Source organism: Synechococcus sp. A15-127 (assembly GCF_014280215.1).
Classification (GTDB): domain Bacteria; phylum Cyanobacteriota; class Cyanobacteriia; order PCC-6307; family Cyanobiaceae; genus Parasynechococcus.
In genome coordinates this window covers 1,338,035-1,352,846 of the sequence record NZ_CP047948.1, presented here as the reverse complement: position 1 = coordinate 1,352,846, position 14,812 = coordinate 1,338,035, and the positions used below count along the sequence as shown (strand labels likewise).

Below are 14,812 nucleotides of genomic sequence, written 5' to 3'. Positions count from 1 at the left end.
ACCTGTGTAACAGCCTGGGGCTGCAGGCATGATGCCAATTTAGCTGTGGAATTAATTCTCAAGGATCTTCACACGTCACAAGCGAACATCGTCCTGATGAGGACTCGATAACTTCCATAGCTCAAGTGAATTTCTTTGCAACCGCCTTGGGTATGCAGGGTGAAGCGCGCCCTTTGACTTAGGAGCTGATGACCTACGGATACTTGCTTGGCCATCCGGCAATCGTTCCCAGGGGAGGTATCGAGTATCCCAACAGACGGCCGCTGAATGATGCTGTGATCCACTACTGAGTCGGGATCGATCGCCTCCAGCCATTGGACACAGCTTCTTCCCTGTCGTCGCAACTGGCCTCATCGGCATCGGTATGGATAAGGGAGCGAATATCAGAACAAACATGTTGCCAGCCAGTCGGTACAACACAGCTCCAATCGCATGGAGATGATGTTGATGTAAGGAAGGCCTCGGCCCGATCACACGACGGACTCCTGGCTATCCCAATGGAACCAGCCACATTTGACCAGCATGGCTGAGTCATTTGGGGCGTCAACGCCACGTTGAACCCAGCGATGCTGAGACTGGTCGTGCAGTTGGGCAGAGCTGCTCGTCCACTCGATGGGGACAGTTCCCTATCGGCGTCGGAATGAACGCTGGCTTTCTGATGACCAAGAGAGCCAGTCCGGCGTTACCAGTCCGCCATTCATTTGAATGTTGTCGTCGACTCATTGGCACGACACCTATCAATGCATATGGCGATCATGTTTGAGGAGGGTTCACTCAAGATTCGTGATCCTTCCTCCGATGGAGTCGTTCCCGTCGGGCGTCGAGGGAAGTGCTGGCTCTTCTCTGCCAAGGAGAGCCAGGCTTGACGTCAACACACTGGGCTCGGCTTACATTGGCTCAGATCATTCGATTTTCCTACTCATTCATTGAAATGAGAGAGCTTGTCTGGTCAGTTGATCTTGATCATGCATGTTCAGTTCTCAAAATGCACTTTCAATCGATCAGCGCACTTGCAGTCGACGCAGCAGCGAATCAGTTGTTTTTCTGCCTATAGATGCCAGCTTCCATGTCACAACATGCTTTGTTTGCCTGTATTCCGCATAGCTGATGGTATTTAGATCGTTGCACTGTTCATACTCCTGTATTAAGTGATTAAAACTGAAATTAAATTCAACGAAGTTCATACGCCAATCAGGCATCTGGCTGATAAATGTTGCCGTTACTATTTCATAGCCATTAACAAGGATTGCACTCGCCGTGCGCACTTTTATTCTCATCGATGACTTCACCCACTTGAATATCATATTCGTCATCACCCTGGCTTTGATGTTGATGATTCAAGAAAAACTTGACGTTTATAGCATTGCTACTTGGTATAGGCCGTAGGGGCTGATCGAGGTGTAATCAGAATGGCCCCGATGTGACCACAATTCCGCTCGTATACATCGCAATCAGCTTGACAATTCATTTGATCAAGTTAGGTGAATCATTGGAACAGCATGAACGAAATCGCCTTGTGATGATGACATTGGAGGGGTGAATCAGCATGGATCCCTTCTAACCGGTGGAGTGAGCGCCATCGGTCGTCGGGATGCATCTGGCTCCTCTCTAGCCCGGAGGGGCCAGCCCGTCGGTACGATAGTTATGCTCATTTAGATGCTGGTGAACGCTCATAGGCTCGTCACGTCTTGATTTGCATGCCCATAGTGTCCTTGGAGGGATGCTGAGATCTCCTTCCATCCGATGGTTGTCAAGGTCCATCGGGCGTCGGACCAGGTTCTGGCTTCTCTTCTATCCCAGAGGAGTCAGGATCGACGTCAGCTCCGCTGGCGAGCGGTTTGACGCGTCTTCAGATCATTTGAGCGCTGATCTTGTTTCATTCAGGAGCATGGGATTTGATCATGTACGCGATTGTTGTCTTGGATTTGCACTTTCTGCACCTCCGCCCGATGGGGTGAATGCCATCGGCTACGGGACATAACTGGCTCCTCCTTTACCCCTGAGGAGTCAGCTCCCGTGACTATTAACTCTCTACATAGTCAGAGCCACACTCATGAAATAGCTGAGAGGTTTGAATTCATATGCTGTAGGAAACCAAATGGGCAATAGTTTTCAGTCTTGTACTTAAATGAATACAAGAGCAAAAGGGCGGCTTCAAAGCATGTGTTCATGCGGTTTTTAATCTCGCCCTTGAGGTATCAGTGTTGATGTCTCTGCAATAGCAGATACTGTGATTGACAAAAAACAGCCCCATATAGCCTGATCATTAATGCCCAGAATTTCCAATCAGACTGGTAACTCTATACAGCAATAGAATATTATTGGCTTAAAAAAGCACTAATTATCAGTGTAATAGTCATTCATCCAATCAAACTGGTGGAGGCAATGCATCCTAAAACCACTTCATATTTTCTGTGGCCTATGACTTACGTCTTGCAGAAGAATCGTGTTGACCTCTGTCATTATCAGTGAGTTATTCTTGGCAATATGTCATTCACCTAGCGGACTTCAAACATAGCATTGAAGATGAACAAGATTATAGTGATTGATGATAATGCTGTTATAAGCAAGAATGATACCCACAGTTGCCGACTACGTCCTGTAGGCCTTTCATATATTAGTCGGTCAACTGATGATCTCGGGAGCATTCTCAATCTGAATTCGGAGGGTGAGATCATCATCTTTCTTTCAATTAGACAGTCTCTCCAGGCATGTCCATATCTTGGAAGGCTTTGGTAAATTGGCATTTCACCTCGATCACGACCAGGCAGTTGACGGTTGATCTGCTCTGGAACCGCCCAATAGCTAAATTTTTCCATGTATTCAGCGCTATCCAAAATAGTGTCTACAAATACACCAAAACCTTTTTCTGCAATAAGTATTGACCACGAGATAGTTTCACTCTTGTCGTATACAGGTCGCCCGAAGACACGTCCAATCACCTGTTCGACCAGTCTCTGATTGCTATTGCATGCAACATAACCCCTATAAAAACGTTCCGACAACAATAATCCTCTGACAAAGTCCCTTACTGTTATGCTACCCGTCTTTAATTGTGATTCAAGAAAAATTTCCCGATCACATTCCATTGCATGGAAAAAAATTTGTCGATAGCATCGCTCAATTGCTTCTTCTTTATCAATTTCTGGACGTTCCTGTTCAAATCGAGACAGATTTACTTGCACACGTCTTACACGAGAATTCTGAGTTGAATACTTTATGTACAACTGATTCATCGATTGTATGCTTGACATCTAATAGGCTATTGTCAATCTCTACACTCGCATGGGACGCTACATGGCTGTATCTATAAAGACAATCAGACGGGTAACTTTGGCATTTGCGGGCGTATAATTAGATCTATTGCTCTTTTCTCAGGCCCAATAAATAATATCTCTACTTGAATATGAGAAAAATTAGCAACCTCTTGCCGATTGCGTTTCAGGCGAATAGCATGAATAAAAAAGAACAACAATAGATACAATGGTAGGGTATAAGAATGTAACTCTATCAGTATCAAATGCTTCATGCTTTTGGGGCGCATGTTTTTAAGTACATTGGTTTCGCAAGTGCTATGGCATTAAGTAATTTTGAAATCGCTGTTGGTGGAATTGGCTCAATACCAACGCTAGGTGGATTAGTGTTTCTATCATATAAAGCATGGGGGGAACGTAATCTAGATGCCTCAAAGCTAAAAGCTAAGCAACCAAAATCCCCTCCGAAAAAGAAAGAAGTTAAACAGAAGTCAGAATCAGAGGTTGTTGGCGATAAAGATACCAACGTCAAAAAATCTGGGGTTAAGGAATTGGGTGGCTCAGCCAAGACTAACAAACTTTCTGATGAGTCTGATTGAATTTCAAAAAAACAATTTTCAAAGGCAAAGTAATGACACGTCGGGCAGACTGGTGACTCCCCTGTCAATAATTCTGATTTACTAAATGGTAATATATTCTTGGTGAAGCGGTTTGTTGTTGAATAAATAGCCTGGTGTAAATATTGTTCATTGTAAGTGTGGTTTAAGTTGACCCTAGTGCATACCAGTAATGCCATCCCCTTCACCTTCAACGTATTGATATAACATTCCTATTCCACATCAAATGCACAGCTTGTTGATAAGTTCATACCGTTCAACCTGGATAATGGCATCTTGCCCACACTATCGACCAGGGACTGACTGATCGCTTTCAAGCTGAAGGATTATATCAGCTTGAGACTACTAAATAGTGCTCTGCCAAAGATAATGAGGACAAAAGTCGAGGTACAGACTACTAGGGCTAAATTGGCATATCTAAAAATCACTGGACTTTTAGCGGCTGGCGATAATACTTCAACCTGATCGTCATAATCTCTATCTCCCCAATATCCAAAGACAAACAAATTCTTTGAAGATAGACTCTCCGGGATTGGAAAAGCTAAAGAGCGATGTTTTTCCGCCATTAATTGTTGACTGGTAATCAACGTGGATTCGCTTCTAAATATCTTTAGAACCCAGGCTGCATGAACCATGATGCCGATTGATATCCAAATAATGGCTGTGATGCCAACAGTTGCAAATAAAATCTCCATATGAGGCATTAAATTATTAGCCTAATAAGCCTTGCACGTTGCTCTCGTATCATATTCTCGTTATCAACCTATTATATGCTTAGATATTGCTTGTAATCTATGCCTGTTTTTTGTGATATTCGACACATGCATTGAATTTGGCTTTGCACTGTTATGTTTTTAAATGATGTTCAGCTACGTTTGCATATTAGATGTAATGGCTTTTAGATCAGTTAGTCGGCTGTTGTTTTCTAGTGTCAGCATTCACAAGTGTAGCTACTGTTGACCCAAACTTACGTTTCTCTTGCGATGATGGCATCTACTTGTACTTTATTTTTACTGCAGTCAGCATAAGATTGTATTCTATCTCTGTGGTCACTGATTGATTCCTTGCATGAGTTGTCAGACTATTTATGCATTTTCCGTATCTGCAGCAGTTTTGGTCACTTTCTCCAATCGTAGATTTGCTTGGATTAATGGTGCTACGAACGATTGCGACTCTGTTTACGTAATATCTGAGTAGTGTTTCACGATCATTGAAGCGGTTTCGCTTCCGGTGCTCGGCCACTTTGGGTTTGGAGGGGCTTTCCTTTTGAACCTTCTATCCGATGGTTTCTAGGACCATCGGGCGTCGTACGTCGAAACGACACTGGCTCGTCCCTTTTTGGATGAGCCAGAGCGACGTCACCAATAGTCGTCTTTCTGAGTATTGGCTTCTATCGGCATAAAGTTTGTTCTGACAATGATGTGACCAAACTTGTCGTCGTTGCACATAACAGTTTCACATTCTCAGTGATTATCGCTTAGATATTTGCTTGTCAATGACTTCGTCTTTTCATGGACCTATGACTATTTTGCTGAATGATATGACCATTGAAGAATATAAACAGATTTTTCCATAGCGCTGATAGTTGTTGCGTAAAGTCTCCTTGGGTGGTGGGGAACAACGTTTTTCTTTTGCATACCTTTTGAAATGCGATGGATGAACATTGGTTTGGGGTATTTCTCTCATGGCTGATATTATTAGTTGGATGTATTCTCAAACTCTTTCAGCAGGCTCCTTGCTTCAGCCACAAGATTATCGTCCAATAGGAACTTAATCCGCCATCTCCACCATTGATTCAAATCACCTTTCGCGTGAGAAAGGAACTTAGCCATTAAGTTAGGCGAATGGTCTGGCTTATTATCGCTTTCAGCACTCATGGCATCCGTATCGGTAGCCCAATATTAGTTCGACAATGCGAATGCATACCTACCATATGATTAGATCTGAAACTCATTTTTTAATGCCACAGAGTCTTCTGTTCTATCCTGTTGATCCAATAGAAACATTCTTGATAATACCCATCTCTTAATTTCAACTGCTACAGGCATGCTTTTGTCTTTGAACTGAAAGCTATCTCCTGAGCCAGTCTTATTGCTATCTTCTTGGTGCATAGTCACAAAAGTCATTGCATAAACTGTAGATCATGTTACTGCTCGTTTTGTACAGGTTTGCTGTCAAGCTGTCTGTCTTTCTTCATCCATTAATGTATAGTTTGATCCCTTCAAGGCGGTGTTTTGTGTCGATTGAACTGTTGGCTGTATTTCGTTGTCTTGAAATTGACTGTCAATAAGATCGACAAGCTCTTGCAATATTTTGATGATATATCTTCAGGAGCCTAGGCCGTTTTGTATTTCTATTATTCTTGAATCTGTTGATTAATCTGACAGCGATTGCACTTTTGTGTATCCGTAGTGATACGCACAGATGTGATATTGCCATTCCAGCTTTGTCAAAATCAGCCAGCCCTATATTGGCTTGAACTGACTGTGATCAATGTTTTGGAACCTTCAGGCGTAGGGCTCTTCGCCATATCCCATATCGTGCTTCAGTCAACGTAATGACAGATAGGTTTAGCGCAAGATTTGGCCTTGTCTCGATCGTTGCAATCATTGTGACTTCCATATAACTTGCTTGGTCTTTTTCTTGGGATTGCAGTCCCCACCGTTGTCATCATTTTCTGCAACTAGCTTCTGTCATTATTCTGCTAATTTGTTGCTTTATTCCGTCTACACGATATACGTTTTTGCAGTCATTCTTATTGTATGAGTAACCTGCGCGATGGATTGGTCTGAGTCGACTAAGCGGATTTCCCTGCAACGCAATTGCTTACTTCTATCGCCCCCTCTTTTCGCGTCAGCTTCAAGGTACCGTCAGACGGTACTGCCCCCTATGTGTTTCATTTCTTTCGATTCTTGTTGGATCGTTTGAGTTGAATGGCCATTCTGTTCACGATTGGCGCAAAGATGCCTGCAGGATTTCTTGTTTTATCCGTTCTCCCTACGCAGCAAGTCCTGGGTCAGCACACTGGTGAATCACCGCTGCAGGAATGTCTTGAGCTTCGTCTCCAAGGCTTCTATGGCTGGGTCCGTGCCTGACGCTGCATCGGCTGTTGTGTTGGCCTCCACTTGCGTGCCGTGCATTTAAGTCGCTTTGATCCCCTTCACGCTTCATCAGCTTCATCTATTAGCAACTCATTGTACTGATTAGTTATTGAATTCTCGCATGCACATGGTATGCATGTAATGAATACCGAATACCTAGAGGTATTGGCTTCGTTGATCGTTATGGCTGTGCACGTTGACGGAATTTGTTCCTGGTAGCGCCGTTGCAAAAAGTGATCCGGATCAGGTTTTCTGTCCTGCATCGCAGCCTGAGCCCTGACAAGCTTCTTCCCTGCCTCGACTGTCCGTAGGTTCGGCACTCATCTGATACTGGCATTTTTATCATTTCTGACTGAGTTGCCTCAAGGCATTGTTCAGAATCGGGAAAATTGATTAGCAAAATGGCAGCCATTGTAAAAGGCTCAAAAGTTCGCATCAAACGTAAGTATTCCTACTGGTATAACGAGGTAGGAGTTGTCGCTTCGCGAGAAAAAGAGCCTACACAATCACGCTACCCAATCACTGTTCGATTTGATAAATGCAATTATTACGGCCTTCAGGGCGTTGACGGTGGTAATACCACCAACAATTTCAGCGAGCAAGAACTTGAGTTGGTGATGAGCTGATCGTTCGTGACATGCTCTGAACCATGGTTGCATCTGTACTCCAAGCTCTCTCATGTCATGAAGAGGAGCCAATCACACATGCAACGACGTGAGGCATGACGTTCACGCTCACTGAAATCTCTGTTTGCATAGGCTCCTGCATGAGGGCTCTCAGCCGACGGTGTGTCCAGCACCGACGACCTCACAGAGCCCCGTTCGGAAGTCCACCTTCACGAAGACCTTCCAGTGGGATTATGAGCAACCACATTCCGAATCAGGCAATCCCATCGGATTCCTTCCAAAACCGGTCAGGACGTCCAGTCAGGCCATACTGAATCCATTCCTCGTCATCGAGGTGAACCGCCGTACGGAGTCAGCCATAGTTCTCTTCCTGCAGATTGAATCCACAAATGACCAGCTCTCGGTCAAAGCAGTTCATTTCAGGAAAACGTCTTGATGTCCATTTGATCAGTCTGAGATGGGCGTCATTCGATGTGTAGGTGTTTTTGATGCAATGGGTAAAAAACAATGCAATCGCTTCTTCAAACGTCTCGCTTGAAAACAGCTGCGTGGCTGATCCGCTGGAGTGAGCAAGAAAACCGAAGTAAAACATTTCTTGCTGCGAACTCCAGCAAAGTTATGTAAATCATTCGGATTCGTGAAGTTTTCTTCATGATGATTGTTATGCCTATTTCCACCCTTTTGTAGCTGTTGCTACGGACTTCGTTGGGATTCAGCTTGCGAGTCGTGTATTAGCTGGATTCTTATCTTGACCTTCGGCGGCCATGGGTGTGCCGCCTGAGCTGAGGAGATAACTGTATAAACCGCTTCAGACGAAGCTAAAGTACCCATTAAGGTGCGGTTAATGTGAAGTTGATCCTTTGCCAGATCGGATCCTATATTTCTTCTTTTTTCTAAGCATCTACAACACTTGTTTTATCTTCGCTTATACAGCTGGCAACAAGCGAAGAAGACCTGATTCGCCTTACAGGCTTTCACGGGAGGTCTGGGTTGTGACACTGATCGGCACGTTGATTGCCGCCATTTGGGATCTCGACTTGATGTGAGGGCATTGAAACGATTCCATCTTCCGCGCTGCGTCATCTTTCATTTTTTTTGTGCTTACGTGAGCAACGTTGCACCTCAGCGGTAGGGATAGAGGCCGAAACCTTCCCTCTGACTTCGGCCTGGATCACCATCTGCCACCTGGATCGGAGCCCCCTGCCAATCTCTCCCGGGTGAGTTGCCATTGAGCAATGCCCGGCAACCTCCGGCTGAATCGATGGTGCGATCCACCACATAGATCGGTACCGACCGACCCCAGCCCCTGGTCCAGCCCCAAGTCGCACCCTGCCGATCCAGCAGGTTGATGGACTGATCACGGCTGATCCGGCCGCTGCGCAACAGGCACGTCGTGCAGGCCAGCACGCTGGCCTGCATCGACGGCTGCCAGCCATTGGAGACAGGTGCTGGGCTGCTGTAGGGAGCCAAGGGCCTCATTGGCATCGGCATGGGCATTCCACCTGACACCGGGACGGATCGACCGCCACCGAATTGGCTCATGGCAGCCATCGCGAGCTGCATGAAGAGGGATTCCATTGGTCGTGAGGATGTGGGTGTGAGGGACGGAGAGTCGTCAGATCTGATTCATGCCGAACGAGCGCCGCAGTAGCGGTCGAACAGCCTCATCACCTGTTGCGGAGCAAGTTGCGCCGTGTAGCGAGCCTCGATTTCGCTGCGCTGTTTCCGCCTTGGGTAGGCGCGCAGTGCGGCGACATCCTCCGGTGAATAGCGCCGGAGCGTGCTCAGCATGGTTTGGGTGTATTCCGGTTTGGAGATGGGACCACCGGCGCAGTCCTGCATGCGATGGGCCGCCTCGTGCGCCAGCGTGTTCCAGACCTGTCCAGGGCTCCGATGGGCACGGCAGACCACAAGCCTGTTGCGCCTGGAGTCGTACGCCCCCTGCAATCCACGCTGGCAATCCGTCTGGGACACACGGACGCCATTGCGCTCTAGACGCCAGCGCAGCGCATCAACGTCAGCCCAGGATCTGGCCTGGACAGGGACTGCTGCTGCAACACAGAACAGGCTGAAACTGAGCAGACATCGGACCGGAACGTTGCTCATCAAGATCCGAAAGGGACGTCCTCACGCTGGAGGAGGACACCGTCCCATTCATCTCAGAAGTGTTGACAAGGTGCGACCAGATACGACCCGGATTCAGCGGAGCTCAGGAAATCGGCTGCATCAGGCCGCCACCGCCACCGCCATTGGAGTCGTCATCGTCACTCGGGCCGGTCTGAAACAAAGCAAACAAGCCAAGCGCCGCAACACAGAAAACGCCGCTGACCGCTCCGATGGAACCGCCCGCTGAACTGAGTTCGATCACTTCACCCATCGGAGATCCAGCGTTTCGAGCAATGTAACGAAGAATTGCGGGTCTGTGGAGTTTTTCTCAGAAATGCGACTACGCCGTCACACGCGCAGCACTGACGCGTTGCGTTCGCGCTCAGCTGCCTCCCGCTCAGCGCTGCTGACCCCCTCTGCATCCGGAATCTGAGCGGCCATCAGTCTCAGCCACTCCATCAGCTGCTCCAGCTGTTTCTCCATCGGCAGAACCCCGAGGCCCCTTGCCATCACCTTGTGGAGGATGCCCTTGCCGGCCTGGTACACCAGCCGGCCATGCAGGTGCTGGGGAAGTCCCTGGCGCAGCAGACGGAAGGCGGGTTCCTCCATGGGTGTTTCCAGAACGATGTTCGGTTTCTCCGGTTTGATCCTGGAGAAGCCGCAACGCTTGGCCAGAAGCTTCATCTCCATCAACTGCAGCAGGGACTGCACGGCGGCGGGAAGTGCTCCGTACCGATCGGCCCAACCGGCTGCGAGCTCCACCAGAGCCTCTGAGCTTTCGCAGTCAGCGGCAGCGCGGTAGGCCGCGATTTTCTCGTCCGCATCGGTGATCCATTCCGCTGGTACGAATGCGGTCACGGGCAGATCCACCTGGGTGTCGTCCACCGAAGGAATGTCCTGCCCCTGGATTTCGGCGAGGGACTCCTGCAGCATCTCCATATAGAGGTCAAAGCCGATCGTCTCCATCTGGCCGCTCTGCTCCACGCCGAGCAGATTGCCCACGCCGCGGATCTCCATATCCCGCATCGCCAGCTGATAGCCGCTCCCCAGCTGCGCGAACTCCTGAATCGCCCTGAGCCGCTGCCGGGCGGTGTCACTCAGGGAGGCATTGCCGGGATAGAACAGCCAGGCGTGGGCCTGGATACCGCTGCGTCCCACCCGCCCTCGCAGTTGGTAGAGCTGCGACAGTCCGAAGCGTTGGGCGTCCTCGATCAGGATCGTGTTGACCCGGGGGATGTCCAGACCGCTCTCCACGATCGTGGTGCAGAGCATCACATCTGCTTCACCGGCGTTGAAGGCCACCATGGCGCTTTCCAGTTCGCCCTCCGCCATCTGACCGTGGGCCACCAGCAGCTTCAGGCCTGGAAGCATGGTCCTTAAGCCTGCGGCCACGTCCTCGATTCCTTCCACCCGCGGCACCACGTAGAAGACCTGGCCGCCGCGATCGAGCTCCTGGCGGATGGCGCTGCGCACCGCTTCGGGATCGAGGGCGGCCAGATGCGTCTTGATCGGTCGGCGCAGCGGCGGCGGTGTGGTGATCAGACTCATTTCGCGCACTCCCGACAGGCTCATGTAGAGCGTTCGCGGAATCGGTGTTGCCGACAGGGTCAGAACGTCGACGTCCTTGCGCAGAACCTTGATCTTCTCCTTCTGATTGACGCCGAAGCGCTGTTCTTCGTCCACCACCAGCAGCCCGAGCTTGTCGAATGCCGCCCCCTTGTTGAGCAGCTGGTGAGTCCCGACCACTGCATCGATCGTGCCCTGCTTGAGGCCTTCAAGAATGGTCTTCCGCTCCGAGGCCGTGCGGAATCTGTTCAGCAGTGAGACCTTGATCGGATACGGAGCGAACCGTTCCGAAAGGGTGCGCCAGTGCTGCTGGGCCAGAACGGTTGTGGGGGCGAGCATCGCCACCTGGCGTCCTGCGGTGATCGCCTTGAAGATCGCCCGGATCGCCACCTCCGTCTTGCCGAATCCAACATCACCGCACACGAGTCGATCCATCGGCTCCGGTTTTTCCATGTCGCGTTTCACATCGGCGGTTGCCTTCAGCTGGTCCGGGGTGGGTTCGTAGGGGAAGGATTCCTCGAGCTCGCTCTGCCATGGCCCATCCGTGGGGTAGGCGAAGCCGTTCGCCTTGTGCCGCTCGGCGTAGAGCTTCACCAGGTCCATCGCCACCTTGCGCACGGCCTTCCTGGCCCGCTCCTTCGCCTTGGTCCAGGCGGTGCCTCCCATGCGGTTCAGCTCCGGAGCTTTTTCATTGGTGGCCCGATACCGGCCGAGGCTGCCCAGCTGATCGGCGGCCACCCGCAGCAGACCATCGGCGTACTGCACCACGAGGTAGTCGCGGACATCCCCGCTGATGGCGAGCTTCTCCATCGCCTTGAAGCGTCCGACCCCGTGGTTGCGGTGCACCACGAAATCTCCCGGCCGCATCTTGTTCGGATCCACCGTGCGACTGGCGGCTTTGCGCCGCCGCCGTACATAGCCGCTGGAGGTGAGCGTCTGCTGCCCGAAAAACTCCCGGTCGGTGACCAGCGCAATCCGCCAAGCCGGCAGTTGCAGGCCCTCCAGCTCGGCATTGCCGCGTGCCTTCAGAGCCACCGGAGTGTTCTGCTCGATCAGGCGCATGATTGCCGCGGCATCGGCACTGTTGGAGACGAACCGGCTGATGCAGTCGTGTTCCTCGAGCAGGGCCACGGCCCGACTGGGCTGGGCGGAGACCAGCCAGGTGGCGATCCGCTCCTTCTGAAATCCCTTGATCAGTTCTCCGAGCTTGCCGAACTGGTTCGGATAGGCCGGGACGGGGCGGCTGGCGAGATCGAAGCTGTTCGCATGGGCGTCCTCCTCCAGCAGTTCCGCCAGATCGAAGCCTTTGAAGCCCTCCGCCGCGCCGAAAGCCTCTTCGATATCCCGGTGCAGCAGACCCGGCCAGAAACGGTCCCGATCCCCATCGTTCAGGCCCCGTTCCGCGGCCATCTCGTCGTGATGTTCACGGGCATGGTCGAGCCATTGCTGTCCGTGGGCGAGACCGTGACGGCGTTCGTCGATGACGACAAAGCAGTCCTCGCCGAGATAGTCGAGCAGCGATGCCGGTTCCTGCCAGGCGAGCCCCATCAGGCGTCGCATCCCCTCCGGTGTGCCCCCATCCAGCAACAGGTCAACCTCCTGCTCCTGAAGCAGACGATCCAGACCCTCGGGCATCCGTTCGCGCAGAGCGTCGGCGATCAGAGGGCTGAAACCGGTGGGTGTCAGCTGCAGCTGATCGATCGGATCAAGGGAGCGCTGGCTGGCGGGGTCGAACTCTCTGAGCTTGTCGAGCTCCTCCCCGAAGAACTCCAGGCGCACAGGCAGCTCGCTGCTGACGGGAAACACATCAACGATGTCGCCCCTTCGGCTCCAGGTCCCTTCCTGGTCGATCGAGGAGACGCGTTCGTAGCCAAGCCTGGCGAGGGTCTCCCCCAGGTCCTCGAGATTCACCTGATCTCCCCTCCGCAGGATCCGGCAACGCTCTGAGAGGGCCTTCGCAGGTGGCAGATGCGGCTGTAGGCAGCGTTCCGTCGCCACGATCGCCCGGTTGGCCTGGCTTGGCGCTGCGATCAGATCGCTGAGAACCTGAAGCTGTCCCCACACGATCTCACTGGTGGGATCGAAGGGTTCGTAAGGGGAGCCCTCGCTGGTTGGATACAGATGGGTTGTGCTCCATCCCATCAACTCCAGCAGCGCAGTCCAGCGGCCCGCCTCCTCCAGAGTTGGCACCAGCACCAGCAGCGGTCGTTTGTCGCGCTGGGCCATGGCGCTGGCCACCAGTGCCCGGCAACCACGCCCGGCACCGCGCATGAGCAGACGATCAGGACGCCGGCTGCGCTCCAGCAGTTCCCCGGTGAGCGCTGCCTCCTGCAGCTGACGCACCAGAGAACTGAGGGGCATGGGTGGCTGAGTGCAGCAACAGACGATCTTCGCAATATGGTGCGCCCAGCTGCGACCGACGGTCGATGCCGCGCTACCGCTGTCCCTCCTGCTGCTGCGGTCCGGCCCTCGTGCTTCATCCGCCGAAGGGAGCCACACCGATCTGCACCCGTTGCCGCACTCCGCTTGAGCGCCAACCGCTTGTGCGACCGCTTCCCCTGCTGATCCTGTTGTCAGTCGGCAGCGTTCTGGTGTTGTCGTCAGTGCCGATGTTGTTCAATCCTTCCGCTCCGGTGCAACCGGAACACAAGGACCGCTTGGTGTGAAGCCAAGGTCCTCAGCGGCAGCCTGATGCTGTTGCGTTTGGGGGTTTAGTTAACCCTGGGGGTCAGACACTCACCCTTGTTGTGGACAGTCTTCATCGAGCTCTCATATCGCCGCAGACAGCCTTGACGACACTGATTGTGAAAGGCAGAGGTGCTTTTCAGCTTTCAGGGAAGATCATCCGGCCTTGGCAATCTGCTGAAGCCGGATTTTTATTGGCCATTGTTCCCGGATGGGTCTGCAGCTGAGGTTGTTGAACCAGACTCAGTTGCTCTGAAATGGGCGGTTGTTACTTGTTCCAATGTTCTGATGGCTTCCAGGTTCTCAAGTCGCTTCTGGGCCTGAGCCAGCATCGGTTTTCCATGGGGCACACAGGATTCGATTAGCGAAACAGCTTCTGACGCTTCTGCTCTGACCCACCCAATGCAGCGATCGATCTGCTGAGTGAGATTTCCATCTTCAAGGGCACCGGCATAGTTCGGCCCCGCAATCGTGGTGAGCAGCAGACGAAGAGCCTGCTTTGTGTCGTCTGAACCGGGGTTCATGGCTGATGCCTGAGTGAACCGGAAGTCTGAAGCCGCCGGGCGATCTCAGCCACTCAACGTTCTTCAGCCAGGAGTACTGGTGACAGAACCTGATCAGAGCATCGAAATAATCGGTCTGAACAGGCCAAGGAATCCGATTGTGATGATGATCACAGTCAACGTGTACATGATCAGGATTGACCCGGCGTCAGTGCAGCAGCGAATCCACCGGAGATGGCAACGATGACGACAACGGCGAGAACTTCCATCGGAAAAGGTTGTAACCCAATCAACCTCCGGCATCCGGCGGAACGGAGATGTAGTCGTTGAGGCGAAATGTCTCGCTTGAGTTCA

At 51.5% G+C, this 14,812-nt stretch carries 13 protein-coding genes; 4 read left to right on the top strand and 9 right to left on the bottom strand.

What is annotated here, in order from left to right:
- Window positions 1-1,001: 1,001 nt before the first annotated feature.
- Window positions 1,002-1,265 (bottom strand): hypothetical protein, encoded by a 264-nt coding sequence (locus SynA15127_RS07040; protein WP_186483465.1) that lies wholly within the window; start codon window positions 1,263-1,265, stop codon window positions 1,002-1,004.
- Between the two features lie 1,233 nt (window positions 1,266-2,498).
- The gene (locus SynA15127_RS07035; RefSeq protein WP_255475423.1) at window positions 2,499-3,236 is read right to left on the bottom strand and encodes a phycobilisome rod-core linker polypeptide; all 738 of its coding nucleotides are present in this window, start codon (window positions 3,234-3,236) and stop codon (window positions 2,499-2,501) included.
- Between the two features lie 284 nt (window positions 3,237-3,520).
- Here SynA15127_RS07035 and SynA15127_RS07030 point away from each other — a divergent pair, with 284 nt between their 5' ends.
- Window positions 3,521-3,853: a hypothetical protein gene (locus SynA15127_RS07030; RefSeq protein WP_186483463.1), complete on the top strand. Its 333-nt coding sequence runs from the start codon at window positions 3,521-3,523 to the stop codon at window positions 3,851-3,853.
- A 344-nt stretch (window positions 3,854-4,197) separates the two neighbouring features.
- On the opposite strand, the gene SynA15127_RS07025 is transcribed toward SynA15127_RS07030, so the two are convergent.
- Complete coding sequence (locus tag SynA15127_RS07025) at window positions 4,198-4,566, bottom strand: hypothetical protein (protein ID WP_186483462.1); 369 nt, start codon at window positions 4,564-4,566, stop codon at window positions 4,198-4,200.
- Window positions 4,567-6,804: 2,238 nt separating this feature from the next.
- Between SynA15127_RS07025 and SynA15127_RS07020 the strand changes: the two genes are divergently transcribed.
- Together SynA15127_RS07020 and SynA15127_RS07015 are read left to right on the top strand one after the other, a co-directional pair.
- Window positions 6,805-6,966 (top strand): hypothetical protein, encoded by a 162-nt coding sequence (locus SynA15127_RS07020; RefSeq protein WP_186483461.1) that lies wholly within the window; start codon window positions 6,805-6,807, stop codon window positions 6,964-6,966.
- Window positions 6,967-7,373: 407 nt separating this feature from the next.
- Complete coding sequence (locus SynA15127_RS07015; RefSeq protein ID WP_186483460.1) at window positions 7,374-7,598, top strand: photosystem I reaction center subunit IV; 225 nt, start codon at window positions 7,374-7,376, stop codon at window positions 7,596-7,598.
- A 352-nt stretch (window positions 7,599-7,950) separates the two neighbouring features.
- Here the strand turns inward: SynA15127_RS07015 and SynA15127_RS07010 are convergent, their stop codons facing one another.
- From SynA15127_RS07010 to mfd, 5 genes are all read right to left on the bottom strand, one after another.
- On the bottom strand, window positions 7,951-8,190 hold the full coding sequence (locus tag SynA15127_RS07010; RefSeq protein ID WP_186483459.1) for a hypothetical protein: 240 nt from the start codon (window positions 8,188-8,190) through the stop codon (window positions 7,951-7,953).
- Between the two features lie 530 nt (window positions 8,191-8,720).
- Entirely contained in the window at window positions 8,721-9,176 is a 456-nt protein-coding gene (locus tag SynA15127_RS07005) for a hypothetical protein (RefSeq protein ID WP_186483458.1), read from the bottom strand.
- Window positions 9,177-9,224: 48 nt separating this feature from the next.
- Window positions 9,225-9,704, bottom strand: coding sequence for a hypothetical protein (locus SynA15127_RS07000; protein WP_186483457.1), 480 nt, complete (start codon window positions 9,702-9,704; stop codon window positions 9,225-9,227).
- A 103-nt stretch (window positions 9,705-9,807) separates the two neighbouring features.
- On the bottom strand, window positions 9,808-9,975 hold the full coding sequence (locus tag SynA15127_RS06995; protein WP_173402116.1) for a hypothetical protein: 168 nt from the start codon (window positions 9,973-9,975) through the stop codon (window positions 9,808-9,810).
- A gap of 77 nt (window positions 9,976-10,052) precedes the next feature.
- Entirely contained in the window at window positions 10,053-13,631 is a 3,579-nt protein-coding gene (mfd, locus tag SynA15127_RS06990) for a transcription-repair coupling factor (RefSeq protein ID WP_186483456.1), read from the bottom strand.
- Window positions 13,632-13,696: 65 nt separating this feature from the next.
- Between mfd and SynA15127_RS06985 the strand changes: the two genes are divergently transcribed.
- Window positions 13,697-13,936, top strand: coding sequence for a hypothetical protein (locus SynA15127_RS06985; protein WP_186483455.1), 240 nt, complete (start codon window positions 13,697-13,699; stop codon window positions 13,934-13,936).
- Window positions 13,937-14,146: 210 nt separating this feature from the next.
- On the opposite strand, the gene SynA15127_RS06980 is transcribed toward SynA15127_RS06985, so the two are convergent.
- Window positions 14,147-14,479, bottom strand: a complete 333-nt coding sequence (locus SynA15127_RS06980) for a hypothetical protein (RefSeq protein WP_186483454.1) — start codon at window positions 14,477-14,479, stop codon at window positions 14,147-14,149.
- Window positions 14,480-14,812 lie beyond the last annotated feature (333 nt).

Bases quoted from the DNA above. Each gene is read 5' to 3' on its own strand.
- SynA15127_RS07030 (WP_186483463.1), top strand. From the start codon at position 3,521: ATGCTTCATGCTTTTGGGGCGCATGTTTTTAAGTACATTGGTTTCGCA.
- SynA15127_RS07005 (WP_186483458.1), bottom strand. From the start codon at position 9,176: ATGGAATCCCTCTTCATGCAGCTCGCGATGGCTGCCATGAGCCAATTC.
- SynA15127_RS07010 (WP_186483459.1), bottom strand. From the start codon at position 8,190: ATGTTTTACTTCGGTTTTCTTGCTCACTCCAGCGGATCAGCCACGCAG.
- SynA15127_RS06980 (WP_186483454.1), bottom strand. From the start codon at position 14,479: ATGAACCCCGGTTCAGACGACACAAAGCAGGCTCTTCGTCTGCTGCTC.
- SynA15127_RS07015 (WP_186483460.1), top strand. From the start codon at position 7,374: ATGGCAGCCATTGTAAAAGGCTCAAAAGTTCGCATCAAACGTAAGTAT.
- SynA15127_RS06985 (WP_186483455.1), top strand. From the start codon at position 13,697: ATGCCGCGCTACCGCTGTCCCTCCTGCTGCTGCGGTCCGGCCCTCGTG.
- SynA15127_RS06995 (WP_173402116.1), bottom strand. From the start codon at position 9,975: ATGGGTGAAGTGATCGAACTCAGTTCAGCGGGCGGTTCCATCGGAGCG.
- SynA15127_RS07035 (WP_255475423.1), bottom strand. From the start codon at position 3,236: ATGAATCAGTTGTACATAAAGTATTCAACTCAGAATTCTCGTGTAAGA.
- mfd (WP_186483456.1), bottom strand. From the start codon at position 13,631: ATGCCCCTCAGTTCTCTGGTGCGTCAGCTGCAGGAGGCAGCGCTCACC.
- SynA15127_RS07000 (WP_186483457.1), bottom strand. From the start codon at position 9,704: ATGAGCAACGTTCCGGTCCGATGTCTGCTCAGTTTCAGCCTGTTCTGT.
- SynA15127_RS07020 (WP_186483461.1), top strand. From the start codon at position 6,805: ATGGCCATTCTGTTCACGATTGGCGCAAAGATGCCTGCAGGATTTCTT.
- SynA15127_RS07025 (WP_186483462.1), bottom strand. From the start codon at position 4,566: ATGGAGATTTTATTTGCAACTGTTGGCATCACAGCCATTATTTGGATA.